Below are 26,684 nucleotides of genomic sequence, written 5' to 3' on the forward strand. Positions count from 1 at the left end.
CCTCCCTGTCTACGACTGATCCTCTCATCAGCCCTGCGATATTTCGTCAATGCGCCGCTGAAGGAGCTCTCGCTCACGTGGCTGCGATGCCAGCGCCAGGGCCCTGTGCCAGGCATCCGCCGCCAACTGACGCTGGCCCAGGCGATGATGCATCTCGGCACGTGCGACATGCAGTCGATGATAGTTATCCAGACTGCCACTTTCGAGCAGTTCGTCGATCAGCATCATCCCTGCCTCTGCCCCCTGGTGCATGGAAATTGCTACCGCACGATTGAGTTTGACCACCGGTGTCGGGCTGACATCCACCAGCACGTCATAGAGTGACGCAATTCGATCCCAGCGGGTCTGCTCAGCGCTGACGGCTCTGGCATGCTCCGAGGCAATCGCCGCCTGCAGGGTAAAGGCCCCCACCTCGCCCATCTCGAGCGCTCGGGAGAGACAACGCTGCCCTTCCCGAATCAATGGCAGGTCCCACTGCTGACGATCCTGGTCCACCAACAGGACCAATTGGCCATCACCGGCGGTTCGTGCCCCACGACGGGATTCCTGCAACAGCATCAGTGCCAGCAGGCCGAGGCATTCGGCGTCGGCAATCAGCTCACAGACTCGTCGGCCCAGGCGAATGGCCTCACTCGACAGTTCAGCTCGAGTCGCCGTTTCTCCACTGGTGGCTGAGTAGCCCTCAGTAAACATCAGGTATATCACGTGCAGCACTGCCTCCAGACGCTCGGCCAGCTCACTGGCCTCGGGCGCCTCGAAGGCCACCTGTCGGTCACGCAGGCGTGCCTTGGCTCGCACGATACGCTGAGCCACGGCGGTCGGCTTGAGCAGAAAGGCACGAGCAATCTCCTCGGTGGTCAGGCTACAGACCTCGCGCAGGGTCAGCGCCAGACGTGAGGCAAAGGCCAGCTCAGGATGGCAACAGGTGAAGATCAGCCGCAATTCATCATCCTCGATGGCTCGATCCGCATCGACCAATTCGGCTTCCAGACCATCTTCCAGAGGATCAGGTGAGTGATCGAACCTTGCCTGGCGGCGCAGTCGATCGATGGCGCGTCGATACCCGGTGGTAACCAACCAGGCGGTGGGATGATCGGGTAGCCCCTGCTGTGGCCATTTCACCAGCGCAATGGCAAAGGCCTCGTGCATGGCCTCCTCGGCGAGGTCAAAATCACGCAACCGGCGCACCAGACTCGCCAGCACTCGGCGCGAGTGCTGGCGATAGAGCACCTCCATATCAATGCTCAATTGTTGTGGCATGAGATTCTCGTTACCTCACTTGCGTCACCCGAACAGACGACGGCTACTCCACTGCACCTTCTTCCATGTAGACCGGCTCCCAGATATGGCCATCCAGATCCATGAAACTGTGGGCGTACATGAATCCATGGTCCTGAGGCTCTCCGTTGGCCTGACCTCCAGCCTCCCGGGCTCGACCTACGATCTCGTCCACCGCCTCGCGACTATCCACCGACAGCGCCACCAGCACTTCCGTGGCCTTGTGGGCATCACTGATGGCATGGGGTGTAAAGCCAGCAAAGAACTCATGGGTCAGCAACATGACATGAATATGCTCACTGATGACCACACAGGATGCGTTGTCGTCGGTGAACTGCTCATTGATAGTAAAGCCCAGCTTTACGTAGAACGACTTGGCTGCCGGCAGATCGGTCACCGGCAGATTGATGAAGACCTTGCGACTCATGAGGCCATCTCCTCTCCGTGGTAGATCTGCCAGGGAGTGCCGAAGCGGTCCACCACCACCGCAAACCGCAGTGCGAAGAAGGTCTGCTCGAGCGGCATCTTCACCTCACCACCCTGCTTGAGTGCTTCATACAGGCGCTCGGCATCCTCGATGCTGGTCGCCCCCAACGTCAAGGCAAATCCCTGGGGCTTCTCGTAGAAGGGACAATCCGAGCCCATCATCAACCCCCAGGGCATATTGACCTCGGCATGCATCACGGCATCCGGCGACGGGTCAAACCCTTCCGGCATGCAGCCTTCTTCATCCGGCGCATCGGCGAAGCGCATGACGGCCCCCATCTCGCCTCCCATCAGCTCGGCATAGAAACGCAATGCTTCCTCACAACAGCCATCGAAAAACAGGTAGGGACTCACATTCAGTTTCATGGTGTTGACTCCGTGATCGATCATTTATCGGCAGCAACATGCGCCGAGCCAGTGTTCAGGAATTCGCTGTCACCGCATCAGCGGATTCCGGCGACTCGCTCAACTGCAGCTCTCTCACCGGGCGTACCTCTACCGACCCGACCCGAGCAGCAGGAATGCCACTGGCGATGGTCACCGCCTCGTTGAGATCACGCGCCTCGACCAGATAGAAACCCAGCAACTGCTCGTGGGTCTCGGCGAAGGGCCCCTCGGTTACCGTATGGCTACCCTGTCTGACGCGCACCGTCAGCGCCGTTGCGACCGATTCCAGCGCCTCCGCAGCCACCAGCCGTCCACTGTCGGCGACACTGTTGCCATAGGCATGGCACTCATCATCCACCGGGCTTTCCGGCAGCGAGTGCATCAGCGTTTCATCACCATAGACCAGACACAGGTACTTCATGATTCATTTCCTCCTTCACGGGTGTAGTTCATCCAGCTACACAGGGAAGACGAAGGGAGAATCAATGAATCGACAGCGGCGAGAAAATTTTCTGCCGTTGGTAGGCAACAGGGCCTGGAACGCAGAGAGGTATGGCCTCCCCACAGGGGGATCAGTTCGTGGTCACGCCCGGCACATGGGTCCGGCGCTCGACCCAGCTCAACAGGCTGGCCACCGTTGATGTCAGCACCAGGTAGATCAATCCTGCCCACAGGAACACCTGAAAGAAATCCAGGGTGCGCGAGCCGATGTCCTGGGCAATCGCCGTGATCTCGACAACCCCGATGGTATAGGCGATGGAGGTAAACTTGAGCTCAATGATGGCCTCATTGGACCACTGGGGAATCACACGCCTCAGCGCCTGAGGCAGCATGATATGGCGAATGGCCTGCCACTTGCTCATGCCACAGGCCCGGGCCGCCACCATCTGGCCCCGGGGGACCGACAGCACCGAACCGCGGAAATACTCGGCCTGGTAAGCCGCACTATTGAGCGTGATGGCAATGACTGCTGCGGTGAAGGCATCGAACACGATCCCCACATGGGGCAAGCCAAGATAGATGAAGAACATCTGAACCAGCATCGGAGTGCCGCGAAACAGCTCGATATAGACCGTGCTGATCCAATAGCACAGGCGGTTTCCATAAACCCTGGCCCAGCACAGGATCAGGCCGAGGAGACAGCCCAGCGTAATCGCAATCACCCATAGTGCCAGCGTCAGAGGCACACCCTTGAGCAGCGCGGGAAGCCATTCAATACCGAAACGCAGGAAATCCAGCATGGCGTTCACCCGTGCTCGGCAATGACGTTGAGAAAGGCCCGGGTACGATCGTTGGCGGCCGAGCTGAACAACTGTTGTGGGGGCCCCTGCTCGATGATGTAACCATTCTCCATGAAGATCAGCTCATCGGCAGCCTGCCTGGCAAAGCTCATTTCATGAGTGACGACCACCATTGTCATGCCATCACTGGCCAGCTTCTGCATCACCCGCACCACCTCCCCGGTCAGCTCGGGATCCAGCGCCGATGTCGGCTCGTCAAACAGCAACACGTCCGGGTCCATGGCCAGAGCTCGTGCAATGGACACGCGCTGCTGCTGTCCACCCGACAATTCGGCTGGATAAGCGCTGGCCTTGTCGCCCAGCCCGACCCGCTCGAGCTCCTGTTGCGCACGCTCGGTGGCAACATCGGCAGCGACCCCCTTGACCTTGACCTGACAGATTCGAACATTGTCGAGCACGGTCAGATGAGAGAACAGATTGAAGTCCTGAAACACGAAACCGATTCGCGCACGCATGGCATCGATATTCTTCTCGAGCACTTCTTCTCCGGAAAGAAAGATGCGCCCCTCGTCGGGTGGCGTCAGATGATTGATGCAACGGAGCAGAGTGCTCTTGCCGGAGCCAGAGGGGCCTACCAGCACCTTGGTCTCGCCCCTACGCAGACCAAAGCCGATCCCCTTGAGCACTTCCAGCCCCTCGTAGCTCTTCTTTACGTCTCGCACATCCAGCACAAGGTCGTCAGTCATTGAGCAGCACCCTCATGGACATCAATTTTCAAGCCCCGTAACTTTTCAAACCAGTCACTTTTCAAAACCCGGGACCGCGAGCTTGCGCTCGAAGGCGTAGAGCAGACTGTTGCCTGCTCGATTCAGTACGAAATAGAGCAGTGCCACCACCGCAAAGACCATCAGTACATTGCCCTGAGTGCTGGTGATGATGTAATGCGCCTGGCGGGTCAGCTCCACCACACCGATCACATAGGCCAGCGAGGTTTCCTTGATCTCCGAGGAGAATTCATTGGTCCAGGGACCGATGGCATGGCGGGCAGACTGAGGAAATACAATGTGGCGAATCGCCTTGATCTTCGACATCCCCATCGCCCTGGCGGCCATCATCTGGCCGGCGGGTACGGACTGGAAGGCACTGCGGAATATCTGTGACTGATAGGCAGCCGAACGCAGCCCCATGGCAAGCACCGCCGCCGCAAAGGCGGAAATGTCGTATATCCCCGATACGCCGTAGTAGAAGATGAACAACATGATGATGATCGGCACTCCCCGGAACACCCGCTCGTACACCTTGAGCGGCCACTGGACCAGAAGCGTTCGCGGGCCGTAGAGCTGCAGCAGGCAAATCGCCATTCCCAATACAAAGCCGATGAGCAACAGTGCCACCAGCAACACCACTGCCACTCCCAACCCTTTCAGCAGGAAAGGAAAGTCGCGCAGTAATACGTCGTAGATATCCAAATCAGGCTCCCGACACAAGGAGTGCCTCCTCCCCAGCGGAGAAGGCACTCTTCATCACATCACGTCATTCGTTGCCAAGCGTGGGAATACCGGCAACCGGCTTGTCATAGGTATCAACGAAGTCCGGCATGTGGCCCGGGATGGGCGGCGGGACAACGCCGGGAATGTACTGGTCGACAATCTGCTGCCATTGGCCGGATTCATGGATCGCCATGATGCCCTGGTTCAACGACCCCAGAATCTCCTGAGGGTCCCCCTTGGATACCGCCAGCGCCAGGGGCGCGCGAATATAGATCTTGCCGGCCATTCTCACCGGCTTACCGGCGTTGATGTATTCCTGTGCAGAAGTATCGTCCACGATCACCGACGAGATCCGCCCGATGGCCATGTCGTCCACCGCAGTGACATAGCTGTCGTACCTGGCGAGCTCGACATCGATGTCATTGTCGACGACGTTCTCCTGCATCCATGCCTGCTGAGAAGAACCGCCCTGCACACCGATACGCGCCCCGCAGCAGACTGCGGTGAACACATTGGCATCGGAGTCCTCGGGTACCAACACGACATCATTGGTTTCCCACCAGGGAATGGTGAAATCGATGGCCTGGCTGCGCTCTTCGGTGACCGTCAGCCCAGTCGCCAGGATATCGATCTTCTCCGCAGCCAGGGCCGGAATCAATGAAGGAAACGGCATATCCTGGAACTCGATCTCGACGCCCATCTCTTCGGCAATAGCAGTCATGGCATCGATGGCAATGCCCTTGAACTCGCCACTCTCGACATAGGCCCAGGGTGGGAAGGACGCCTCAACGCCGACGGTGTAGGGGTCCTGCGCATGGGCGGAAGTGGCAAGGCCAGTCCCGGCAAGGGTCGCAGCAGCAAGGGTTGCGGAGCAAAGCAGTCTCGTTGTCATGCCTTTCATGATCATCTCGCCTTTTCCAGTGAGTCTTGTTCTTGTGTTAGCGGCCTACTCACTATGGTAGCTGCTTTCAATAACTGTCAAACGCTGCAATTATTATCGGTAATTTCAAGAAAAACACTTGGCCACCACCCGCAGAAGACCATTAAATATCTTTTTAAAACAGAATCATGAAGGAAAAAAACCATCAAAAAAGTCGAGCCGAGAACACCGAAAATCCTGCAAACTGACGGCATTTCCGATCACTACCCATTGAGCAATGACATCTCAATCCAGCAGCATCATGCCCTGTTCAATATCGGCTTCGATGGCACGACAGAAGGCTTCTCGGTCACCCTTGCGCAATGCCTGGGTGATCTGACGGTGATAGTCGTCGGCAATACTGGATGCCCCCCAGCGGGTGCAGATCTGGCGCATGCTCGGTCCGTACTGCAGCCACAGGATCTCGATCAACGGCAACAGCACCGTGGAGCCACTGCGTCGGTAGATATGGAAGTGAAAACGGTGATTACCGCGCATGTAGCTGGGGAGATCCTCTTCGGCAATCGCGGTGTTGATGCGTTCATCGAAGGTTTCAAGAATCTGTACATCGCGCTCGTCGAGGGCATCAAATGCCTGACGAGAGACTTCCGTCTCCAGATTGCGGCGTGCAAACAGCACTTCATGGAAACGCTCACGCGAGAGTCGCGGCACGATGATCCTGCGGCTGTCCGAGAACACCAGTGCCCCTTCGGTGACTAGCCAGCGCAACGCTTCCCGCGCCGGCATGGCACTGGTGCCGTACTGCGCCGCCATCGAACGAATCGAGATCACCTCTCCAGGGGCAAAGTCACCTTCGCAGAGACGCAGCTTCAGCGAACGATGCAACCGCGTCGAGGCGGTATCCGGCATATAGGGTGCCTCGCCCCCCCCCTCAACCCTGGCCTTGGAAGTGGGCGGCAGCGCCGCCGCGAATGAATCCATGCCTTGTTGCGTCATGATGCTCCTCGATCAATGGTCGATGGCCGCTTGAGCCAGTCCTGTATACCTCTGGACAGGTCTTCACTCAACTGTCGCACGGACTGTTGCGGAACGGCCGAGTTGGGAACCGATGGCTGGAAACCCTTGTGACCACGATAGGCTCTTGCTAGTGTGATCACAACATGTGATCACACCATAACACCCGAGAGCCGATCCCCCCACGAGGAGAGCCCATGACCGAACCGCGCTGCGCATCCTATTACTCCGCTACTGTCCACCAGGAGTCGGAATACCCGGCGCTGGAAGGCGACCACCATGTCGACGTGGCCGTGATTGGTGGCGGCTTCACCGGCATCAACACGGCGCTGGAGCTGGCTGAGCGTGGGTATTCCGTGGGCCTGGTCGAGGCCAACAAGGTGGGATGGGGAGCCAGCGGGCGCAATGGTGGTCAGGTCACCGGCAGCCTCTCGGGCCAGGATGCCATGCTCAAGCAGTTGCGGGGGCCGCTGGGCGATGATGCCGAGGACTTCGTATGGAATCTGCGCTGGCGTGGCCACCGTATCATCCGCGAACGCGTCGACAGGTACGGCATTCCCTGTGACCTCAAGTACGGTCATCTGCAGGCCGCCTGGCAGCCCAGTCATATCAATGAGCTGAAGCGCGATTACGAGGCTTCCCAGGGCCATGCCATCGCTCAACATCTGGAGTGGCTGGATGCTGAAGCCACTGCGGAGGTGATCGGCACCAGGCAGTATCACGGTGCCATCCGCAACAACTACAACATGCACCTGCACCCCTTGAACCTGTGCCTCGGCGAGGCCCGTGCGGCAGCATCGCTGGGCGTAAAGCTGTTCGAGCACTCCCCGGTGCGCAACATCGTGCATGGCGACAAGCCCTGTGTCGAAACCGACAAGGGGCGGCTGATCGCCAATGCGGTGGTACTGGCAGGCAACGCCTATCACCGACTCGAGCGCAGGACACTGAGCGGCAAGCTGTTCCCGGCATCACTGGGTATCGTGACCACCGAACCGCTGAGCCTTGAACAACGCAAGGCCATCAACCCGGACGACCTTGCCGTCTATGACACCCGTTTCGTCCTCGACTACTACCGGCTGACCGCCGATGGGCGCCTGCTGTTTGGTGGCGGTGCCAACTATTCCGGCAAGGCCACCGCTGATGTCGGCGGCGAACTGCGACCGCGACTGGAGCATACCTTTCCCCAGCTCAAGGGCGTCCGCCTCGGTTATCAGTGGCAGGGCATGGCAGGCATCGTCATCAACCGGATTCCCCAGCTTGGCCAGCTGTCGCCCGGCGTGTTCTATGCCCAGGGCTACTCCGGCCACGGTATTGCCACTTCACATATCGTCAGTGAAATCATGGCCAACGCCGTCAGTGGTCAGCTCGAGGAATTCGACCTCTTTGCCGGTATGCGCCACTGGCGGCTGCCGCTGGGTGACCAACTGGGCAATGCACTGCTGTCCGCCGGCATGTGGTACTACCAGCTACGCGAGAAGCTCCGCTGACCCGAAATATCGTGCTCTGACAACTCTGACAACAACGCCATCCAACCTTCGCTTTCCCATCAACGATGTCCAACCATCTCCTTCCACAACAACAACCTTTGGAGAGATTACATGGAAGACATATTCCCGCTGAGCGGCCCACTGGTTCTGGTTCCCACGGCAGTGGTACTCATACTGGCCCTGTGGACAAGGCGCGCCCTTGAGCCACTGGTGGCAGGTGCCTTTGTCGGTACCCTGATGATCGACCCCGGCAATGCCCTTTCGACACTGTCGGACAGCCTGATGACGGTAATGACCGACGAGGACGTTGCCTGGGTCATCATGGTCTGTGGCCTGATGGGCAGTATCATTGCTCTGCTGCTCAAGTCCGGCGCCTCCCGTGCTTTCGCCGTAAGCCTGCTGCGATTCATCACCAGCAAGCCCCGGGCCCTGCTCGGCTGCTGGTTCATGGGTATCGTACTGTTTGTCGATGACTACCTGAACTCACTGGCCGTGGGCACTTCCATGCGTCAGGTGACGGACCGCTTCAAGACCTCACGGGAAATGCTGGCCTACGTGATCGACTCCACGGCAGCACCGATCAGTGTGCTGATTCCGATCTCCACCTGGGCGGTGTTCTTCGGCGCGCTGATCGAGAAGAACGGTCTGGCCCCCGACGGCGAAGGCGTACTGACCTATATCCAGGCGATTCCATTCATGTTCTACCCCTGGCTGGCCGTCGCTCTGGTACCGCTGGTGGCCTATGGCAAGATCCCGCTGTTCGGCCCCATGAAGCGTGCCGAACTACGCGCCGAGAACGAGGGCAAGTGCGTACCGCCAGGCGCTGAACACATTGACGACGAGATCGCCCACCTGCAGGCGTCGGATACCACCACCAGCAGTATCTGGACCTTCCTGATCCCGATGGCATCACTGGCGTTCTTCACCTGGTGGTTCGACCTCGACTTCCTCATGGGGATATCCGTTACCCTCGCCGGCATGATTGTGGGCTTCATCGCACTGAAGAAGCTGACTCCCATGGAAACCTTCGACAACATTCTCGAAGGCTTCAAGTCGATGCTCGACGCCCTGGCAGTATTGGTCGCGGCCTTTCTGTTCAATGAGGTCAACACCGCACTGGGCCTCAATGAATACATCATCAATGCCGTGCAACCGTTGATCAGCGCCGAGTTCCTGCCATTCATCATCTTCTCGCTGATGGGCTTCGTGTCCTTCGCTACGGGTTCCAACTGGGGCGTGTTCGTGATCATCCTGCCGATTGTCACGACTCTGGGGCACAACCTCGGCGCGGACATGACGCTGGTGATCGGTGCCACACTCTCGGCGAGTACCTTCGGCAGCCATGCCTGCTTCTACTCGGATGCCACCGTACTGACCGCTCAGGCCAGCGGCTGTACGCCGTTCCAGCACGCTCTGACGCAGTTGCCCTACGCCGTGCTGGCCGGCAGTGTGGCAGCCCTGCTCTACCTGATTCTCGGTTTCACTCTCTAGAGGACTCGTTGACCTCATGACCACCGCAATCGACGCATTCGACAGTCCCGTGTACTGGAGTGCCAGCCAGCAGGATTTGCCCCAATGCTGCGCTCCGCTGGAGGGTCATCAACAGGCCGATGTGGTCATCGTCGGTGGTGGTTTCACCGGACTCTGGACCGCCTGGTATCTCAAACAGCTGGCCCCTCACCAGGACATTCGGGTACTCGAAGCCGAGCACTTCGGCCATGGAGCCTCGGGCCGCAACGGGGGATGGGTAATCGGCAATATCGCCGGACTCGAGCGTCATCTCGAAGGCCTGGATATCGGCACCCGACAGGATCTCTGTCGACTGCTGGGCGACAACGTGGATGACCTCGGCAGCGCCCTGGCAGCAGCCGGTATCGATGCCGATTTCCACAAGGGCGGTGCGCTCAACGTCGCCGCGCGTTACCCGGCCCAGGAGGCCATTCAGCGCCGCTATCTCGCGCACCTGCATGAACTGGGTTTCAGCGAACAGCACTGTCAGTGGCTGAGTGCTGATGAACTGACCGACATGGCTCGCTTTCACCGCCCCTTCGGCGCAGCGTTCCAGCACCAGGTGGCGACCCTGCACCCGCGCAAGTTGATCAATGGACTGGTCCGGAAGCTCGCCGCCGCTGGTGTACATCTGCATGAGCAGAGCCGCGTCATCAGTACAGCCGAGCGGATAGTGAGTACTCACGAGGGCAGTATCGAAGCACGAACAGTGGTGATCGCCACCGAAGGTTACAGTGAGCAGCTCGCCAACATTCGCCGCCACGTGATTCCTGTCGAGAGTCTGGTGATCGCGACCGAGCCACTGAGCGACGCCACGTGGGACGCGGTGGGTCTGGCGTCACGCCCCACCTTCGCCGACGCCAGCCGACTGATCAACTACGGTCATCGCACCCGCGACGGCCGACTGGTGTTCGGTGCCCGCGGCAACTATCGACTGGGCGCACGGTCTCGCCATTCAGCGTCGATCAGTGACAGCGATATTGCCATGCGCCAGCGCCTGCTGGTTGACCTGTTTCCGGCTCTTGAGGATGTCGAGGTCTCTCACGGTTGGGGGGGCTCCCTCGGACTGTCGCGCAGCTTCCGCCCCCATGCCGTGCTGGCCAGTGAGCAAGGACTTGCCACCGCCGGAGGATATGCAGGAGAAGGAGTTGCCGCTTCGCATCTGATGGGGCGAACTCTGGCCGAGATGATTCTGGGTGAGGATAGCCTCCGCACTCGCGCCCCCTGGGCCGTTCAGGGAAAGTCGCTGGAGGAAGTGGTCAGGCGCTGGGAGCCGGAGCCGCTGCGTTGGCTGGCGGCACAGACGATACTGACCAGCTATGCAGCCGAGGAAGCCCTGATGCGTGAGGAACGCCACCTGCCATTGATCAGTCCCGGCCTCGGCTGGCTGAACAATGCCTTTGCCTCGGTCATCGAGTAGCCTTTGCCCCGGTTATCGAGTGGTAGCGCTGACAACGATATCGTGAAAAGACAACGTCAACCCCATACGGAGACAGCGACATGTTGATCATCCATAGCGACAGGACACGTCAACGCCGCACCCGGACCGAACTGTCCGGCGGTGAACTGGTCAGCCCCTTCGAGTGTCCCGAGCGCGTGGACTACATCATCCAATGCGCCCGAAAAGCGCCGTTGGGTGAGATTCGTGAACCCTCGGACTATGGCCTCGAGCCGGTACTGGCCATTCACGATCGAGACTACATCGACTTCCTGAGTACGGCATGGCAGGACTGGCAAGCCGACGGTCACCCCGGTGAAGCCATTCCCAACATCTGGCCGACACGCCGCATGCCGGGTCGCCACATACCGCGCAATATTGAAGGCCGACTGGGCTACTATGCCCTCGCTGGCGAAACATCACTCACTGCCGATTCCTTTGCTTCCGCCCTGCTCAGCAAGGACATTGCGCTGACGGCGCTGGATCACGTGCTGGACAGCAGCACCAGCGCCTTCGCTCTGTGTCGGCCCCCCGGTCACCACGCTGCCGTCGATCAGTTCGGTGGCTACTGCTTCATCAATAATGTCGCTGTCGCCGCTCAACGCGCCAGGGACAAGGGGCGCGAGCGTGTCGCCATTCTGGATGTCGACTTCCACCACGGCAACGGCACCCAGGATATCTTCTACCGTCGCAATGACGTGCTGACCCTGTCGCTGCACGGCAATCCCATGGACGAATTCCCCTACTATCTGGGCTTCGCCGAAGAAACCGGCGAAGGCCCCGGGGAAGGCTTCAACATCAACTACCCCCTTCCCAGCGGCACCGATTACGCCATCTGGACCGAACATCTCGAACAGGCCAAGGCACGCATCGGCGAGTACCAACCCGAGTTGCTGATCATCGCGCTGGGTGTGGATACCTTCGAGAACGATCCGATCAGTTCCTTCAAGCTCAAGAGCGAAGACTATCTGGACATGGGACGCCGCATTGCGGAGCTGGGCCTGCCAACCCTGTTTGTCATGGAAGGTGGCTATGCCGTGGAGGAAATCGGTATCAATGCCGTCAATGTACTGAAGGGGTTCAGTCACCACAGATGACGCCAGATCGCAGCAGACCGACCGGTGGAACATCCGCCGGTCACCCCAACAACCTCGCTCCCAGGACTCAACCACGAAGTGCATCACCTGACGACAACCACCAATAGCAACCGTCACCGATAGCGACAGTCACCGACAACCACAACAAGACCGGGAGGTGCCGAACAATGACACAGCACAAGCCCTCGACCCTGCCCCCAGCCCATGACGGCCAGGGGAGTGACCTGAAACGCATCCTCGGATTACCGGCGCTGGTGTTCTTCGGCCTCGCCTATATGGTGCCCTTGACCGTCTTCACCACCTACGGCGTGGTCACCGAAACCACCAATGGCCATGTCCCCATGGCCTATATCATTACTCTGGCGGCGATGTTCTTCACCGCCTGGAGCTACGGGCGCATGGTCGAGCATTATCCGGTCGCCGGCTCCGCCTACACCTATACCCGACGTGCCTTTGGTGGGCGCATCGGCTTCATGGTCGGTTGGGCGCTACTGCTCGACTACATCTTTCTGCCGATGATCAACTACCTGGTGATCGGCATCTACATGAAGGAGTATTTTCCGGCCGTTGATCAAGGCATATGGATACTCGGCGCCACTGCCGCCGTCACGCTACTGAACGTGCTCGGTATCAAGCTGGTCGCACGCATGAATCTGATCATCATCGCCTTCCAGTTCGTGTTCCTTGCCGTTTTCATCGCCATGGCCTTCAGCGTCATGGCCAGCGGTAGCGCCCCATCCCTTCTGGCGCCCTTCCATAGCGAATCCCTGCAATGGGCCTCGATTGTCGGAGGCGCCGCGATTCTATGCCTGTCGTTTCTCGGCTTCGACGCGGTATCGACCCTGAGCGAGGAGACCCGCAATCCGAAGCGTGATATCCCACGCGCCATCATGCTCTGCACCCTGGTCGGAGGCCTGCTGTTCATCCTTGCGTCCTGGGTGGGGCATATGGTGTTCCCTGACTACAGCCGGTTCGGTAGCGTCGACTCGGCAGCCGTGGACGTGATGCGCCATACCGGCGGCGCCTTCCTCGTCACCTTCTTCACCGCCGCCTACGTAGCCGGATGTTTCGCGTCGGCCATGGCCTCCCAGGCCAGCGTCGCCCGCATTCTCTACGCCATGGGTCGCGATCATGTCCTGCCGGGGGTCTTCGGCAAGGTCAGCAAGCGCTATGGCACACCACTGGGATCGACATTGATTGTCGGTGCCATCTCGCTGCTGGCACTGGTCATCAGCCTCGAGCTGGCAGCGACCATGATCAGCTTCGGCGCTCTGGTGGCCTTCTCCTTCGTCAACCTTTCAGTGATCAAGCACTACCTGCTGGATGAACATCTACTGCAGCCTCGGAACCTGGTGCGTTATGGCGTCATGCCCGGCATCGGCTTCCTGCTGACCATCTGGCTGTGGACCAGTCTCTCCGGCTATACCTTCCAGGTCGGCTTGAGCTGGGTCGCTGCTGGCTTCCTCTACCTGCTCTATCTGACTCGCATGTTCAAGCAGGACGTACCGGATCTGGAGCTCAAGGAAGTCTGAGCCTCTTCAGCTCGAAGCCTCTTGATCTCCAAGACTCGTCATCAACGAGATCGCCCCGCTTCAGCGGGGCGATTCTCCGAGACGCCAGATCGACGAGGATCACTCCTCGCGCAGTGACGACAGCGCCATCTCCAGCGCCTCGGCATACTCATGATCCGCCACGGCTCTGGCCGCATTATCCTCGAAATACTGCAGTGCTGCCGGTTCGTCTTCGAGCGACTGGTATTCGTGCAGCGACTGGATCAACTGAGGGGTCAAGGTATCCAGTTGGGGCCGAACATCACTGGCCAGATCCGGCGGGTTATCGAAAGGCGGTTGCGATGCCTGCTGCCACTGCTGATGCAGCTGCTGCTGGACTGCCTTGCTGGCATCGAACTGGTCCTGGAAGAAGGCGCGAGCCAGTTGCTGATCAACCCCCTGCTGCTGCGCCTCTACCACCACCCGCTCGAGAATCTGCGCCTCACGCTCCGGCGCGTTGATGGGTGCTCCGGAGTTCCATTTGGCCATGGCCACATCAGGCGCAACGGCCAGGCGTTGCTCCACCTGGCCAAGCAGTCCATCCACCGTCTCCCGGGCCTCATCAGAGGCCTGCCGATCCGCCGCCAGGACGACACCGCTGATAAGTAGACCTGCAGCAATCCAGCCCAGGCGGCGAAGCCCGAGGCTTCCGGCTCCCAGTGAAACTCGATTCATGGCTTGTCTTCCTTGTGATCTTCGAGATGCTTCAAGTTCCCTGCCCGAGACTGTGCTGTCAACCTCTCACCTCAGATGGTGCCATCAGCCAGCCCGGATTCCATGGCATACAACTTGGCGACACGGCGACGGAAATCCTCATCGGTGGAGAATTCGGCCTCGAGCCAGGCCTTGACCAGATCATTGGTCAACCAGGCGCCAACGATTCGAGCACCGATGCCCTTGGCCTTGTTGGCGGCAATCGAGGCACCGACACCGGTGCCACAGACCACGATCCGCCTATCCTGAGGTCACCCGAGTGGTCACGGCACGTGCAATATCGGGAAAATCCACTGGCTGCTCACATGCAGGCCACTGCCTGCCCGTTTCACGAAAATGTGCCCGAAGCCTGTAAGGCTGAGCAAATGTCTTCGACTACAGGAGGGCTAACGGATGACATGTAATGAGCCTGTGCAGGCTTCATGACAGCAAGGACAACACGACATTCACGCGCGACATCAACACCTGGCGAGAATAACCATGGAAAAAACCGACCTCAGTGAAAAGCATTCTGCAAGAACTCCTTATATCAATGTCGATAGAATCGGTTTTTTCGTTGCACTATATGGCGTATCCCTGATTCTTATCTGGATTGGAGCCTTCAAGTTCCACCCCGACGAAGCAGAAGCCATCTCAGACATCATTCTTGCATCACCGCTGATGTCGTGGCTGTACTACATTCTCGATATCAACCAAGCGTCCATATTGATAGGTGTAGTGGAAATCATCGCCGGCATTCTTCTTGCGCTCTACCCAGTATCACGGAAAGCCGCAGTAGCTGGCGGGACTATCGCCTCCTGTATTTTTCTGGCAACCATGAGCTTTCTGCTGACCACACCAGGTGTTCTTCACACCAGCAGTATCAGTGGAAACACTCTAGCGTTTCCCTCACTATTCGGCGGGTTTCTTCTCAAGGATGTAGTGCTTCTCGGCGTATCACTCTGGATCATTTCTCGAAGTGGCTCAGAGATTGTCCACTCTCATCACTAGTTCATGGTTGGACATGAGCCAGGCAAACTGTCCATACATCCAGAATAAGCAATTTCCTACACACATCATTCCTCCCGCGCCTGTTCAGGATGGGTAGACTTTCTTCAGGGATCCAGAAAAACGTGTATCCCTGATGTAAGGAAATCGGTCCAGAGGTGACCTAATGGTGGGACGTGCGGAAAAAGACCTCCACGTCTCAGGTTTCCCATAACAGCTAAACTGCACGTCGCTGAAGAGCGCGTGTTGTTCAAGGAGAGTTACATGAAAGCCTCAATGATTGGCGGTGCCCTGTTGTCCCTCATGCTGGTTTCCGGTGGCGCATCCGCCATGGATTCCGAAGCACTAAATGAATCCCGTGAAGCCCTGGACCAGAGCTACATGGAAACCCAGGAAGCCATGGAGAATCGTATTGACACGCTTGAAGCTGAAGTCGAGGAACTCAAGCAACAGCTGATGGAAGCCCAGTCCGAGAAATAACAGAACGGGCCGCTCTCTGCTGGTCTCCGGTTCTCCGGTGGAGACCAGCAGAGCTTTCCTCAAACCACACGATGAGATTCAGGTGCATGGCCCATATCCATGCCATGCCGCCTCATGGCATTTCTCGGGAAACTTCTTGCAGCAGCAAAAATGGTTTTCCATGAAAAGAGCCTTTCATCTCTATCAGAAAACCTCCAGACCCTGATTTCTCTGTCTGCAACGTGGCTCCGTCATCGATGATCGACCAGTATTTTTCGTGACAATCCACGCGCTGAAGAAAACCCAGCATTGTGCCGAATCGTCACCAAGACATGTTGCCTATGCCAAACCATGCATCCCCCCTACCCCTATAGCTCGCTTCAAGATATACCTGAACTTGTGCAAAAAGCTCATCAAGAGATGGCTTAGTTATGGCAGGGAAAACGGAGGTGGAGATAAGGCAGAGATAAAGAAGCTACCCTTGCGCTTTTCCCCGGCCCTTGCACTTGATATCAAGCCTCAATGCTGTAGACACACTTCTTTCAAGGACTTCTTTCAAGGAGAGTCACATGAAAACCTCAATGCTTGGTGGTGCCCTGCTGTCCCTCATGCTGGTAGCCGGTGCTGCATCCGCCATGGACTCCGAAGCACTCAACGAGTCTCGCGAAGCCCTGGACGAGAGCTATATGGAGGCCCAGGAAGCGATGCAGGATCGTATTGACGCACTGGAAGCCGAAGTCGAAGAACTCAAGAAGCAGCAGATGGAAACTCAGTCCGAACAGTAACAGCTAACGACCCTCCGCTGGCCTCCATCAGGAGGCCAGCCATACCTCCCCTACCCATAAAGCACCTTTACGCTCCCCCCTGATGGATCGCGACGATGCAGTCTTACTCTGATATTGCCCCCCCCCTGGACATTGCCCCCTGGACGTTGGTCCGAGGACCTGAGCTCGAGCGGCCTTGCGTCGGTGACGTAATCCAGCGCGACTATACTTCTGTGCTCCGTCGGGCTGGCACAACGACGTCATCCGGAGACACTCAGAGCCCTGGCTCGAGCCCCGGTGGCCTTCAGGCATATTCGGCCCTCTCGTCACGCAGAAGCCTCGTATCCCTTGTTCCAGGCCAGCATTCAGGTGAGGTGGTGCTTGCATCCACCTGACCGGCTCCGGCATTCTTGCATGGCAGGATTACTGTGTATTCCATGCCTCAGCACCCTTGCTTGCAGGATACCAGCCCACAAGCATTCGCCTGGGTGGGACGTTCTGTGTTGAACCATGTGCTTGAAGCCATGTACCTGGAAGCATGTATATAGAACCATGCATCTAGAACCATGTGTTTGGAATCACGTGTTCAGAATCACGTCTCTCCAACGGAAAGGAAAGGAGAAGTCTCTTCATGTTTGATCAACTAGCGTCCCGCCTACGCACTGCAGGCCTGCTTGGTTTGATGGCCCTGTCGCCCGCGGCGTTCGCTCAGGATTCAGGCCCGGCAGTCGACACCGAGCAGTTTCAGGACTGGGAGGTGAATTGCCCAGTGAACGCTGCCGATGGCGACTGCTCCATGACCCAACTGGTCGACGGTTCCAATGGCGAGCCGGTGCTGCGTGTCGTTGTCGGTAATCCACCGCAGCTCGACAGCTCCGCCATTACCTTCCTGACTCCACTGGGTGTGCGCCTGGCTCCGGGGCTGCAGCTCCAGGTTGGCAGCAATGAACCTATCGGTATGCCCTATCAGATGTGCGTACCCCAGGGCTGTCGTGCCGACCTGCCGATCCGGCCGGAACTGCTCACTCAACTGCGAGGTGGCAGCTCCGCCACTGTCAGCATGATCGACCCGAATGGGCAACGCGTTAACCTGAACGTCTCGCTGATGGGCTTCAGCGACGCCAAGCAGCGCATCGACCAGAATTGATCGGACCCCCGCTCACCGGTGGTCAGTCGGCCACCGGTGACCTCCATCCTACCGCCGGACTCACGACCCACCATTCCTGCAACTCATCACTCCCTCAACGCTGTGGCGTGCGGTTTGTCGCCAACATACTCTATCAGCGAGTGATTGCTGTGCTATACCTGTTGAGTGCTCCCACCAACAGGACTAGCCGATGTCCCCCGAATATCTACTGACGACGCTGGTCGTAGTACTCGCTCCCGGCGCCGGTGTGCTGTACACCCTCTCCATTGGCCTGACAGATGGTGCTCGCGCCAGTATTGCCGCAGCCGCAGGTTGTACTCTGGGCATCCTGCCCTCGCTGATCGCCGCCGTCACGGGATTGGCTGCCATATTGCATACCAGTGCCCTGGCCTTTCAGATCATCAAGGTCCTCGGTGTCCTGTATCTGTTGTACATGGCATGGAGAACGCTGCGTGACACCACTCCCCTGGCCGTTGAAACTTCCGCGTCACCCCGCCATTCAATGATGCGCACCGCTGCCAAAGGTACTCTGCTGAACGTCCTGAACCCCAAGCTGTCACTGTTCTTTCTCGCCTTTCTGCCACAGTTCGTCAGCGCAAGTGGGCCTGCCGCCGTGATCGAAATGCTCATGCTGGGCGCGGTCTTCATGCTGGTGACTCTGGTGATATTCATCGGCTACGGCTGTGGCGCAGCCTGGCTTCGTCGCCATGTGGTCGACCGCCCGTCGGTACAAGCCTGGATGCGGCGCAGCCTTGCCGGGGTCTTTGTCCTGCTGGGAGCAAGACTGGCGGTCAGCGAGCGCTGATCCGCTCAGAGAGGAGCCGGTCCGGTACTATTTCTTACCACCAGTTCGAAAGGCATGGTGCGACGAGCATCCCGCTTGACGTCAGTGCCCTCGATCATACTGACCAACAGGGACACGGCCTCACGACCAAAATCCTCGGCGGGCTGGGCAATGGTGGTAATTGGCGGGTCGCTGTAGCGTGCAAAGGAGATGTCATCGAAGCCCGCCACCGAGATATCCTCGGGAACACGCAGGCCGGCCTCCTTGAGACGCTTGATGGCGCCAATGGCCATTTCGTCATTCTCACAGAAGATCGCTGTTGGGCGTTGGCGCTGCTCCAGCAGCGACGCTACTGCGCGATACCCGGAAGCCAACGAGAAATCCCCGGGGCAGATCAGCTTCTCATCCGGCGGAATCCCTGCATCCTCCAACGCTTCCTGATAGCCGCGTAGTCGGTCACGGGTCAAGGGGCTCAGGCGCGGCCCCTTGATCATGCCGATACGGCGATGCCCCAGTTGAACCAGGTGCTCAGTCATTACGCGGGCTGCAGCGCGATTGTCCAGGTGTACGCGGGGGCAGAGCGCGTCGTCCATGACCTCACAGGCATTGACCATGGGGAGGGGGTCGAGGCTCTGCTGATCATCAAACGGATAGAAGGCCCGCAGCTGGATGATGCCATCTGCCTGGCGGTTGGTGACCATGGCGGCATAATCGCGCTCGGCCTGCTCATCGGCCATGGTATTGCACAACAACACGGCATACCCCTGCCGACTGGCCGCTTCCTGAATGCCACTGATCACCCGTGCAAAGAAGGTATTGGCAACCGTTGGCACCAGCACGACGAGATTACGGGTCCGCTGGGAGCGGAACTGGACAGCGGTCATGTTGGGACGGTACCCACTACGCTCGACAGCGGCCAGAACACGCTCCCGGGTCTCGGGGGACACGACATCCGGCGACTTCAATGCTCGAGAGACTGTCGCGACCGACACGCCAGCCATCTCCGCCACCTTGCGTATATTGGTCATACTCGCAGTCTCTTTTCCTCACTTGCGCTCGAATATTGGGTTGCCCAAGACATACAGTCTAATTCAAGTCAGACTTTGCAACAGTTTTCAATGCGTTGAACCTTCTCTTCAGATAACGGCAACCTCCAACCGTTGGAGGCCCTCTCCTCCTCAAGCCTGAATGGCCGGCCCGAAAGAGACGTGAAATCAATCCTCTGACATCAGGTCACGACTTAGGTCGCATTGTTCCGCACCAGTATCCGTTACATGATTTGGGCACGAACCAATGTAACCGGTTACATCGACCAATTTCCATGGTCAATTGAATACTCTTGTACATACCCGGAGGTCCCATGAGTGATGCTCCCTTTCGCCGCATCCGGTACGGAATGGTCGGCGGCGGAGAAGGCGCCTTCATCGGCCAGGTCCATCGCATGGCCGCAGCCCTGGATGGTGAGTTCGAGCTGGTCTGTGGCAGCTTCAGTCGTGATGCCGACAACAATAGCCGCAGTGGCATTCGTTGTGCCATCGACAATAGCCGAGTCTACGCCAGTTGGCAGCAGATGTTCGAAGCTGAATCTGCCCTGCCCGCCGACCAGCGCATGGAAATGGTCGCCGTAGTCACCCCCAACCACCTCCATGTTCCTGTCAGTCTGGCGGCACTCGAAGCTGGCTTTCATGTCTTCTGCGAGAAGCCGCTGGCCCGCGATCTCGACGAAGCCAGCGGTCTGCAGGCAGCTCTTTCTGCCAGTCACCGCGTCTTCGGTCTCGCCCATACCTACCTGGGCTACCCTCTAGTGTGGCAAGCACGAGAGCTGGTTCGCCAGGGCCGTCTCGGTGCGCTACGCAAGATCCATGTCGAGTATCCCCAGGGATGGCTCGGCACCCAACTGGAAGCCGATGGCCACCGCCAGGCGGCCTGGCGTACTGATCCGGCACTGTCCGGCAGCAGCGGCGCCATGGGCGATATCGGCACGCATGCCTTTGGACTCGCCGAGTTTACCTCGGGTCACCATATCGAGCGCCTCTGTGCTTCACTGTCGATCCATGCACCGGGACGTCAGCTCGACGACGATGGTGACATCCTGTTCCAGACCGCCGAAGGCGCCAGTGGCACGCTGATTGCCAGCCAGGTCTGTACCGGCGAAGAGAATGGCCTGAAGCTGCGTCTGTATGGTGAGCATGGTGCCCTGGAGTGGCTGCAGCGTGACCCCAATCGTCTGCACCTTACCTTGCTCAACAGCCCCCCACAGACATTGCGTGCCGGTATCGACCAGCCCGGTCTCGACGAGGTGGCCCTGGAACGCCTGCGTATTCCCGGCGGACATCCGGAGGGTTATATCGAGGCCATGGCCAATCTCTACCGAGACATGGCTCGTGCCATACGCGCCGAGCAGGCCGGAGCCGCCACTGGTGTCCCCGGTCTGGCTGACGGACTGCGCGGTCTGGCGTTCATCGAGACAGTACTCAAGAGCCATGCCAGTGACAGCAAATGGACCACCTTTGTCGATCGGGAGCCCGCACAATGACCACTTCCATGCACAACAGCCAGATCAAGGGACCGGCCATCTTCCTTGCTCAGTTCATCGGCGATGAGGCCCCTTTCAACAACCTCGAGAGCATCGCTCAGTGGGCCGCATCTCAAGGCTATCGAGCCGTTCAGTTACCGACCCTGGACGCCCGCTTCATTGATCTCGAACGGGCCGCCAATAGCCAGGATTACTGCGACGAACTCAAGGCTCGCTACGAACAGGCCGGCGTGACCATCAGCGAACTGTCCACCCACCTCCAGGGCCAGTTGGTGGCAGTTCATCCGGCTTTTGACGACCTGTTCGATGACTTCGCCCCCCCCGAGTTGCGTGGCAAACCACAGCAGCGCCAGGCCTGGGCCGTGGAGCAACTGAAACTTGCGGCACGCGCCAGCCGCCGCCTTGGGCTCAATGCCCACGCCACTTTCTCCGGCGCCTTGATGTGGCCCTACTTCTATCCCTGGCCACAGCGTCCGGCGGGGCTGATCGAAGAAGGCTTCAAGGAACTGGCCCGACGTTGGCAGCCAATACTCGAGGTCTTCGATGAAGAAGGCATCGACCTGTGCTTCGAGGTACACGCGGGTGAAGACCTTCACGATGGCGCCAGCTTCGAGCGTTTCCTCGAGGCGGTGGATCATCATCCCCGCGCCAATCTGCTCTATGACCCCAGTCATTTCATTCTGCAGCAGCTCGACTACCTGGGCTTCATCGACCGCTATCACGAGCGGATCCGGATGTTCCACGTCAAGGATGCCGAGTATCAATACTCCGCCAGCAGCGGGGTCTACGGGGGTTACCAGGACTGGCAGGATCGTCCCGGTCGCTTCCGCTCACTGGGCGACGGTCAGGTCGACTTCAGCGCGATCTTCTCGAAGCTGACCCAGTATGGCTTCGATGGCTGGGCAGTACTCGAATGGGAGTGCTGCCTCAAGGACTCAGCCCAGGGGGCTGCAGAAGGCGCTCCCTTCATCGAGCACCACTTGATTGAACGAGCCACGCATAGCTTCGACGACTTTGTCGCCGTCGACGCGAGTCCTGAGCGCAATCGACGCATCCTCGGCCTGACGCCCTGATCTCAACCACCAGAACATCGATCCATCAGGAGGCACCAACAATGATACGCGCCCGGCTCGGTTTGATGATGTTTCTCGAGTTCTTCATCTGGGGGGGCTGGTTCGTCACCCTGGGAACCTTTCTGGCCCAGAATCTGAGTGCCACTGGCGGTCAGATCGGCATGGCGTTCTCGACACAATCCTGGGGCGCGATCATCGCGCCCTTCATTATCGGCTTGATCGCCGACCGCTACTTTCGGGCGGAACGTATTCTCGGTGTCCTGCATCTGGTCGGTGCAGGCTTGATGTTCTGCCTGTACCAGGCAGAGTCCTTCACCGCCTTCTACCCGCTGGTACTGGCCTACATGATCCTCTACATGCCGACCCTGGCATTGGTGAACTCGGTGTCCTTCCGTCAGATGGACGATCCGTCCAGGGAGTTCGCCCGCATACGGGTGTGGGGCACCATCGGCTGGATCGTCGCCGGACTGGCCATCAGCTATCTGTTTGCCTGGGACAGCGGCGAAGCGATTACCGCCGGTGCGCTACGCAACACTTTCCTGATGTGCTCACTGGCGTCCCTGCTGCTCGGGCTCTACAGTTTTACCCTGCCGGCCACACCGCCGAAGGCCAATACGGGGCAGTCCGGCTGGCGTGAGTGGCTGGGACTGGATGCGTTGGCACTGCTCAAGGACCGTAACTATGCGATCTTCTTTGTCGCCTCGATCCTGATCTGCATTCCGCTGGCGTTCTACTACCAGAACGCCAACCCCTTCCTGGCGGAAATCGGCGTTGCCAATCCCACCGGCAAGATGACCCTCGGGCAGATCTCGGAAGTTCTGTTCATGCTGCTGCTGCCGGTCTTCATCCACCGCTTCGGTATCAAGATTACGCTGATCGTGGGGATGCTGGCCTGGGCCGTTCGGTACGCGCTGTTCGCCATCGGTGATGCCGACTCAGGGATTGCCCTACTGCTGATTGGTATTGCCCTGCATGGCGTCTGTTACGACTTCTTCTTCGTCTCGGGACAGATCTATACCGATGCTCGTGCCGGAGAGCGTTTCAAGAGCTCCGCCCAGGGCATGATCACGCTCGCTACCTATGGCGTCGGTATGCTGATCGGTTTCTGGATTGCCGGCATGATCACCGATCACTATGCCACGGCGGAGGGTCATGACTGGTCCGGTATCTGGCAGTTCCCGGCGATCTTCGCCATTGCGGTACTGGTGTTGTTTGCGGTGAGTTTCCGGGCACGTGCAGCCAACGCTGCACAGAATACTCAGTAACCCTGCAACTCGGCCATCTCCATCAGGGTGATGGCCGAGTTTGCTGGCCGAGATCAGGACCCGATGCTGCTATTGCCGAGACGAGTGGGTAGCCAGTGACTCGGCCAGCGAGCCATGATGGCAATGACCACCACCGCGAATAGCAGACGTCCCCACAGTACCGCCCACAGATCCGCGCCCAGCAGTAATATCAGCAAGGTATCCTCTATCACACTATGGCAGAGGCCTAGAAAGCACAGCGCCAGGACGCTGTCGCGCTTGCCCATCACCCCGCTATCCACATCACGGATCAGTAGTCCGGCGCCGTACGTCAGCCCCAGAGTTGCCCCGATCACCGTCACATTGGCCGCCGCTCGTCCGATACCGAGCATTCTCAGCAAGGGGGACAGCGCTATGTGGATGACACGCTCGACGCCCATCCGCCGGAGCACGGCGAGCAACGCCATCAAGGCGAGGATGATCAGGAAGATCATTACCAGGGCCTCGAGTTGATTGACCAGCCAACCAGCCAACCCCGGGGCAGCCGGCTCTGGTCGCCATACCAGTTCGGTCGGCCGTGGATCATCGCCCACCAGGCGATAGCAAGCACCCAGCAGTAAGGCAAACAGCAGCGCGCCTCCCAGACGCAGGACAATAGTCGCCCACCATGGTACCCCTGCCCGCCTGGCCACAGCGCCTTCCACCGGTATCGAGTGTCCGATCAGCAGTAGTGCGCTGAACACGGTGATCTGTTCCACGCTGAGTGACATGCCACCCGCTATCTCGAAGAACACCACCAGCCCGGTGAAGATATTGGTCAACAAGGTCGCGGCCCAGGCGATACCCAACTCCGGCGGCAATCCCAACAGTTGCATCAATGGCGCCAACAGGTGGCCCAACCAGACCGTCGCCCCAAGCTCATCGAGAATCTTCACCACAATCAGCGCCGGTACCAGCACCTTCAGCAAGGCGGTATAGACTCGCAATACATCTATCAAGAACCGGCGTGCAGAACCCACAACATTGGATGACATACCGCCCCGATCTCCAATAATCAACGATAACCAATGGTACCAATGAGGCTGCAAAATCTTCTGTCAAATACCTTATTTACGACATATCTTGTATCGTTGTGATGCCATGAAAGTGCAGATTATTGATTTCAGCGACGAAAGCAGGCATTGAGATACCAGCAGAAGCCAGGAGCACACCAGAGCAACACTCGTAGCTCGCGACCCACATGGACGTGGGAAGTGCCCATGTTCGTCGGGAACGAACATGGGCCAGCTCGTAGCTCGTAGCTCGTAGCTCATAGCTCATAGCTCATAGCTCATCACTTGAGGATGCCGTCATGGATGCGATCGACCAACGCCTACTGACCCAATTGCAGCAGGACGCCAGCCTCACCAATCAGGCATTGGCAGATACCGTGGGACTATCCCCTTCCGCCTGTCTCAAGCGCGTCAAGCGACTGTGGAGCAGCGGCATCATCGAGCGCCAGGTGGTGCTGGTCAATCCCGCTGCGGTGGGGCTCTGTATGCATATGGTGGTTGAGGTCACCATGGAGAGGGACCGCAAGGATCTCTATGCCCGCTTTCTGAAACGGGCGACGGCGATCCAGGAGGTCAAGCAGTGCTATCAGGTCACCGGGGAAATCGACTTCGTGCTGATCGTCGAAGTCCCCGACATGGATGCCTATGATCGTTTCTGCGACGAACTGCTCTACGCCGACGACAATGTCAGGAAGTTCCGCACGCTGATTTCCCGCGACCGCAAGAAATTCGATACCGCCATCCACCTGCTTCGATGACGCGGAGCAAGCCTATGCAGCTACTGCACGTGGCGTCGCTTCAGTCTCCCGAATTGGCCAATGCAACGCCATGGCTACCAGACTCATCGCCACCCCGCTCCACCACAGCCCGGCATAGCTTCCCGTGTTTTCGTACAACCAACCGCCCAGCCATACGCCGGTGAAACTGCCTACCTGGTGACCGAAGAACACGACGCCATAGAGCGTTGCCATGTAGCGTGTACCAAACATGGCAGCGACCAGGCCAGTAGTTGGCGGCACCGTAGCCAGCCACAACAGCCCCATTACGCAACTGAATACCAGCACGGAAGCCAGACTGAGGGGTAACAGCATGAACGCAACTATCGCTACCGCGCGACCGGCATAGATCATGATCAACACCAGGCGCATCGAAACTCGACCGGAAATTGCTCCTGACGCCAGAGAGCCCACCACATTGCATAGCCCAATCAGGCTGATCGACCAGGCTCCGACCGCCGGGTCGAAGCCCGCATCCCCAAGGAAAGCCGGCATGTGCACGGTGATGAAAGCGACATGGTAGCCACAGACAAAGAAGCCCAGCGTCAACAGCCAATAGGAAAGATGCCCACGAGCCAGTGTCAAAGTCTCACTGAAGCCACGTTCCCCAGCCTTGCCAGCCCCGGCCTCTATCTGGCGCGCCGCTAGAGGCATGGCCAGTAACGCCATGAGCAAGGCCATCAAGGCCATTACATGCAAGGCACCAGCCCAACCAAAGGCCTCCATCAAGCGCTGGGCCACCGGTACCAGCAGAAACTGCCCCATGGAGCCCGCAGCGGTTCCTACGCCCAGCACCAATTGACGTTGCTCGGGCGCTACCGCTCTGGCCATGGCCGGTAATACGATGCCAAACGCCGTACCAGCGACTCCGGCTCCCACCAGCAGACCAGCACCGCTGTGCAGAGCCCATATTTCGCTGACACCCCCAGTCATCCACATTCCCAGCGCATAAAGCACACTGCCCACGACCAGCACACGGGCATTGCCGAAGCGGTCTGCCAGTCCTCCTGCGAGAATGGCAATGGTTCCCCAGGCGAGATTCTGGATGGCCAACGCGAGGCCGATGATATCCCTCCCCCAGCCGTTGGCCTCGCTGATCGGAGAGACAAACAGTCCGAAGCTGGAACGCAGACCGAAGGACATCATCAGCAGCACACAACCACTGACGATAAGCAGTAGGTTGGCAGGAGAAATTCGATTTTTCATGGTGGCTGGCTGCATGAAGCAGACTCCTTGCATCAATCGATAGTTGCCTCATGATCAGGAAAGTGCTGGCATACAGACAAATCAA

The 26,684-nt window shown here is 58.7% G+C and carries 28 protein-coding genes; 14 read left to right on the top strand and 14 right to left on the bottom strand.

All coding sequences use genetic code 11. The features are described 5' to 3' along the window. Positions 1-27 precede the first annotated feature (27 nt). The 9 genes from BUE38_RS04975 to BUE38_RS05015 all read right to left on the bottom strand — a co-directional run bounded on the left by BUE38_RS04975 (position 28) and on the right by BUE38_RS05015 (position 6,758). Positions 28-1,260, bottom strand: coding sequence for an RNA polymerase sigma factor (locus BUE38_RS04975; protein ID WP_073433938.1), 1,233 nt, complete (start codon positions 1,258-1,260; stop codon positions 28-30). 43 nt (positions 1,261-1,303) lie between these two features. Further along, positions 1,304-1,705, bottom strand: coding sequence for a VOC family protein (locus BUE38_RS04980; protein ID WP_073433939.1), 402 nt, complete (start codon positions 1,703-1,705; stop codon positions 1,304-1,306). Beyond that, positions 1,702-2,130 (bottom strand): VOC family protein, encoded by a 429-nt coding sequence (locus tag BUE38_RS04985; protein WP_234986773.1) that lies wholly within the window; start codon positions 2,128-2,130, stop codon positions 1,702-1,704. Before BUE38_RS04985 ends, BUE38_RS04980 begins: the two co-directional genes overlap by 4 nt. Positions 2,131-2,185: 55 nt before the next feature. Next, positions 2,186-2,572, bottom strand: coding sequence for a YciI family protein (locus BUE38_RS04990; protein WP_073433940.1), 387 nt, complete (start codon positions 2,570-2,572; stop codon positions 2,186-2,188). Between the two features lie 151 nt (positions 2,573-2,723). Further along, positions 2,724-3,392, bottom strand: a complete 669-nt coding sequence (locus BUE38_RS04995; protein WP_073433941.1) for an amino acid ABC transporter permease — start codon at positions 3,390-3,392, stop codon at positions 2,724-2,726. A gap of 5 nt (positions 3,393-3,397) precedes the next feature. Then, the gene (locus tag BUE38_RS05000) at positions 3,398-4,138 is read right to left on the bottom strand and encodes an amino acid ABC transporter ATP-binding protein (RefSeq protein ID WP_073433942.1); all 741 of its coding nucleotides are present in this window, start codon (positions 4,136-4,138) and stop codon (positions 3,398-3,400) included. Between the two features lie 54 nt (positions 4,139-4,192). Next, positions 4,193-4,861, bottom strand: coding sequence for an amino acid ABC transporter permease (locus BUE38_RS05005; RefSeq protein WP_073433943.1), 669 nt, complete (start codon positions 4,859-4,861; stop codon positions 4,193-4,195). A 64-nt stretch (positions 4,862-4,925) separates the two neighbouring features. Continuing rightward, entirely contained in the window at positions 4,926-5,783 is an 858-nt protein-coding gene (locus tag BUE38_RS05010; RefSeq protein ID WP_159438850.1) for an ABC transporter substrate-binding protein, read from the bottom strand. A 264-nt stretch (positions 5,784-6,047) separates the two neighbouring features. Further along, positions 6,048-6,758, bottom strand: a complete 711-nt coding sequence (locus tag BUE38_RS05015) for a GntR family transcriptional regulator (protein WP_084541732.1) — start codon at positions 6,756-6,758, stop codon at positions 6,048-6,050. A gap of 215 nt (positions 6,759-6,973) precedes the next feature. On the opposite strand from BUE38_RS05015, the gene BUE38_RS05020 reads away from it, so the two are divergent. The 5 genes from BUE38_RS05020 to BUE38_RS05040 all read left to right on the top strand — a co-directional run bounded on the left by BUE38_RS05020 (position 6,974) and on the right by BUE38_RS05040 (position 13,839). Then, positions 6,974-8,263: an NAD(P)/FAD-dependent oxidoreductase gene (locus BUE38_RS05020; RefSeq protein WP_073433945.1), complete on the top strand. Its 1,290-nt coding sequence runs from the start codon at positions 6,974-6,976 to the stop codon at positions 8,261-8,263. 111 nt (positions 8,264-8,374) lie between these two features. Continuing rightward, positions 8,375-9,754 carry a Na+/H+ antiporter NhaC family protein gene (locus BUE38_RS05025; RefSeq protein ID WP_073433946.1) on the top strand — a complete coding sequence of 460 codons (1,380 nt, stop codon included), beginning with the start codon at positions 8,375-8,377 and terminating at the stop codon, positions 9,752-9,754. Between the two features lie 16 nt (positions 9,755-9,770). Then, positions 9,771-11,192 carry an NAD(P)/FAD-dependent oxidoreductase gene (locus tag BUE38_RS05030; RefSeq protein WP_073433947.1) on the top strand — a complete coding sequence of 474 codons (1,422 nt, stop codon included), beginning with the start codon at positions 9,771-9,773 and terminating at the stop codon, positions 11,190-11,192. 80 nt (positions 11,193-11,272) lie between these two features. Next, a complete protein-coding gene (locus BUE38_RS05035) occupies positions 11,273-12,307 on the top strand; it encodes a histone deacetylase family protein (RefSeq protein ID WP_073433948.1) in 1,035 nt (344 codons plus the stop codon). Positions 12,308-12,474: 167 nt separating this feature from the next. Then, complete coding sequence (locus BUE38_RS05040; RefSeq protein ID WP_073433949.1) at positions 12,475-13,839, top strand: APC family permease; 1,365 nt, start codon at positions 12,475-12,477, stop codon at positions 13,837-13,839. Between the two features lie 99 nt (positions 13,840-13,938). Here BUE38_RS05040 and aroQ read toward each other — a convergent pair whose 3' ends face one another. After that, a complete protein-coding gene (aroQ, locus tag BUE38_RS05045) occupies positions 13,939-14,532 on the bottom strand; it encodes a gamma subclass chorismate mutase AroQ (protein ID WP_073433950.1) in 594 nt (197 codons plus the stop codon). A 71-nt stretch (positions 14,533-14,603) separates the two neighbouring features. Continuing rightward, positions 14,604-14,804 (bottom strand): hypothetical protein, encoded by a 201-nt coding sequence (locus BUE38_RS05050; protein ID WP_073433951.1) that lies wholly within the window; start codon positions 14,802-14,804, stop codon positions 14,604-14,606. A 247-nt stretch (positions 14,805-15,051) separates the two neighbouring features. Here BUE38_RS05050 and BUE38_RS05055 point away from each other — a divergent pair, with 247 nt between their 5' ends. From BUE38_RS05055 to BUE38_RS05075, 5 genes are all read left to right on the top strand, one after another. Beyond that, positions 15,052-15,561, top strand: a complete 510-nt coding sequence (locus tag BUE38_RS05055) for a DUF417 family protein (RefSeq protein ID WP_073433952.1) — start codon at positions 15,052-15,054, stop codon at positions 15,559-15,561. Positions 15,562-15,822: 261 nt separating this feature from the next. Further along, positions 15,823-16,038, top strand: a complete 216-nt coding sequence (locus tag BUE38_RS05060) for a hypothetical protein (protein WP_073433953.1) — start codon at positions 15,823-15,825, stop codon at positions 16,036-16,038. A 548-nt stretch (positions 16,039-16,586) separates the two neighbouring features. Beyond that, positions 16,587-16,802 carry a hypothetical protein gene (locus BUE38_RS05065; protein ID WP_073433954.1) on the top strand — a complete coding sequence of 72 codons (216 nt, stop codon included), beginning with the start codon at positions 16,587-16,589 and terminating at the stop codon, positions 16,800-16,802. Between the two features lie 610 nt (positions 16,803-17,412). Then, entirely contained in the window at positions 17,413-17,928 is a 516-nt protein-coding gene (locus tag BUE38_RS05070; protein WP_073433955.1) for an invasion associated locus B family protein, read from the top strand. A gap of 190 nt (positions 17,929-18,118) precedes the next feature. Further along, positions 18,119-18,733, top strand: coding sequence for a LysE family translocator (locus BUE38_RS05075; protein ID WP_073433956.1), 615 nt, complete (start codon positions 18,119-18,121; stop codon positions 18,731-18,733). Positions 18,734-18,738: 5 nt separating this feature from the next. Here the strand turns inward: BUE38_RS05075 and BUE38_RS05080 are convergent, their stop codons facing one another. Beyond that, entirely contained in the window at positions 18,739-19,740 is a 1,002-nt protein-coding gene (locus BUE38_RS05080; protein ID WP_073433957.1) for a LacI family DNA-binding transcriptional regulator, read from the bottom strand. 332 nt (positions 19,741-20,072) lie between these two features. On the opposite strand from BUE38_RS05080, the gene BUE38_RS05085 reads away from it, so the two are divergent. Genes BUE38_RS05085 through BUE38_RS05095 form a run of 3 tightly spaced genes read left to right on the top strand, consistent with a single transcriptional unit; the run spans position 20,073 to position 23,586 of the window. Continuing rightward, complete coding sequence (locus BUE38_RS05085) at positions 20,073-21,248, top strand: Gfo/Idh/MocA family protein (RefSeq protein WP_073433958.1); 1,176 nt, start codon at positions 20,073-20,075, stop codon at positions 21,246-21,248. Beyond that, positions 21,245-22,321, top strand: coding sequence for a sugar phosphate isomerase/epimerase family protein (locus BUE38_RS05090; RefSeq protein ID WP_073433959.1), 1,077 nt, complete (start codon positions 21,245-21,247; stop codon positions 22,319-22,321). Before BUE38_RS05085 ends, BUE38_RS05090 begins: the two co-directional genes overlap by 4 nt. A gap of 41 nt (positions 22,322-22,362) precedes the next feature. Then, positions 22,363-23,586, top strand: a complete 1,224-nt coding sequence (locus BUE38_RS05095; RefSeq protein WP_073433960.1) for a nucleoside permease — start codon at positions 22,363-22,365, stop codon at positions 23,584-23,586. Between the two features lie 53 nt (positions 23,587-23,639). Here the strand turns inward: BUE38_RS05095 and BUE38_RS05100 are convergent, their stop codons facing one another. Beyond that, positions 23,640-24,599: a nucleoside recognition domain-containing protein gene (locus tag BUE38_RS05100; protein ID WP_073433961.1), complete on the bottom strand. Its 960-nt coding sequence runs from the start codon at positions 24,597-24,599 to the stop codon at positions 23,640-23,642. A 317-nt stretch (positions 24,600-24,916) separates the two neighbouring features. Here BUE38_RS05100 and BUE38_RS05105 point away from each other — a divergent pair, with 317 nt between their 5' ends. Continuing rightward, a complete protein-coding gene (locus tag BUE38_RS05105) occupies positions 24,917-25,375 on the top strand; it encodes an Lrp/AsnC family transcriptional regulator (RefSeq protein WP_073433962.1) in 459 nt (152 codons plus the stop codon). A 12-nt stretch (positions 25,376-25,387) separates the two neighbouring features. On the opposite strand, the gene BUE38_RS05110 is transcribed toward BUE38_RS05105, so the two are convergent. Continuing rightward, positions 25,388-26,614 carry an MFS transporter gene (locus tag BUE38_RS05110; RefSeq protein ID WP_084541733.1) on the bottom strand — a complete coding sequence of 409 codons (1,227 nt, stop codon included), beginning with the start codon at positions 26,612-26,614 and terminating at the stop codon, positions 25,388-25,390. Between the last annotated feature and the right edge of the window lie 70 nt (positions 26,615-26,684).

This window comes from Halomonas cupida, assembly GCF_900142755.1.
Taxonomy (GTDB): domain Bacteria; phylum Pseudomonadota; class Gammaproteobacteria; order Pseudomonadales; family Halomonadaceae; genus Halomonas; species Halomonas cupida.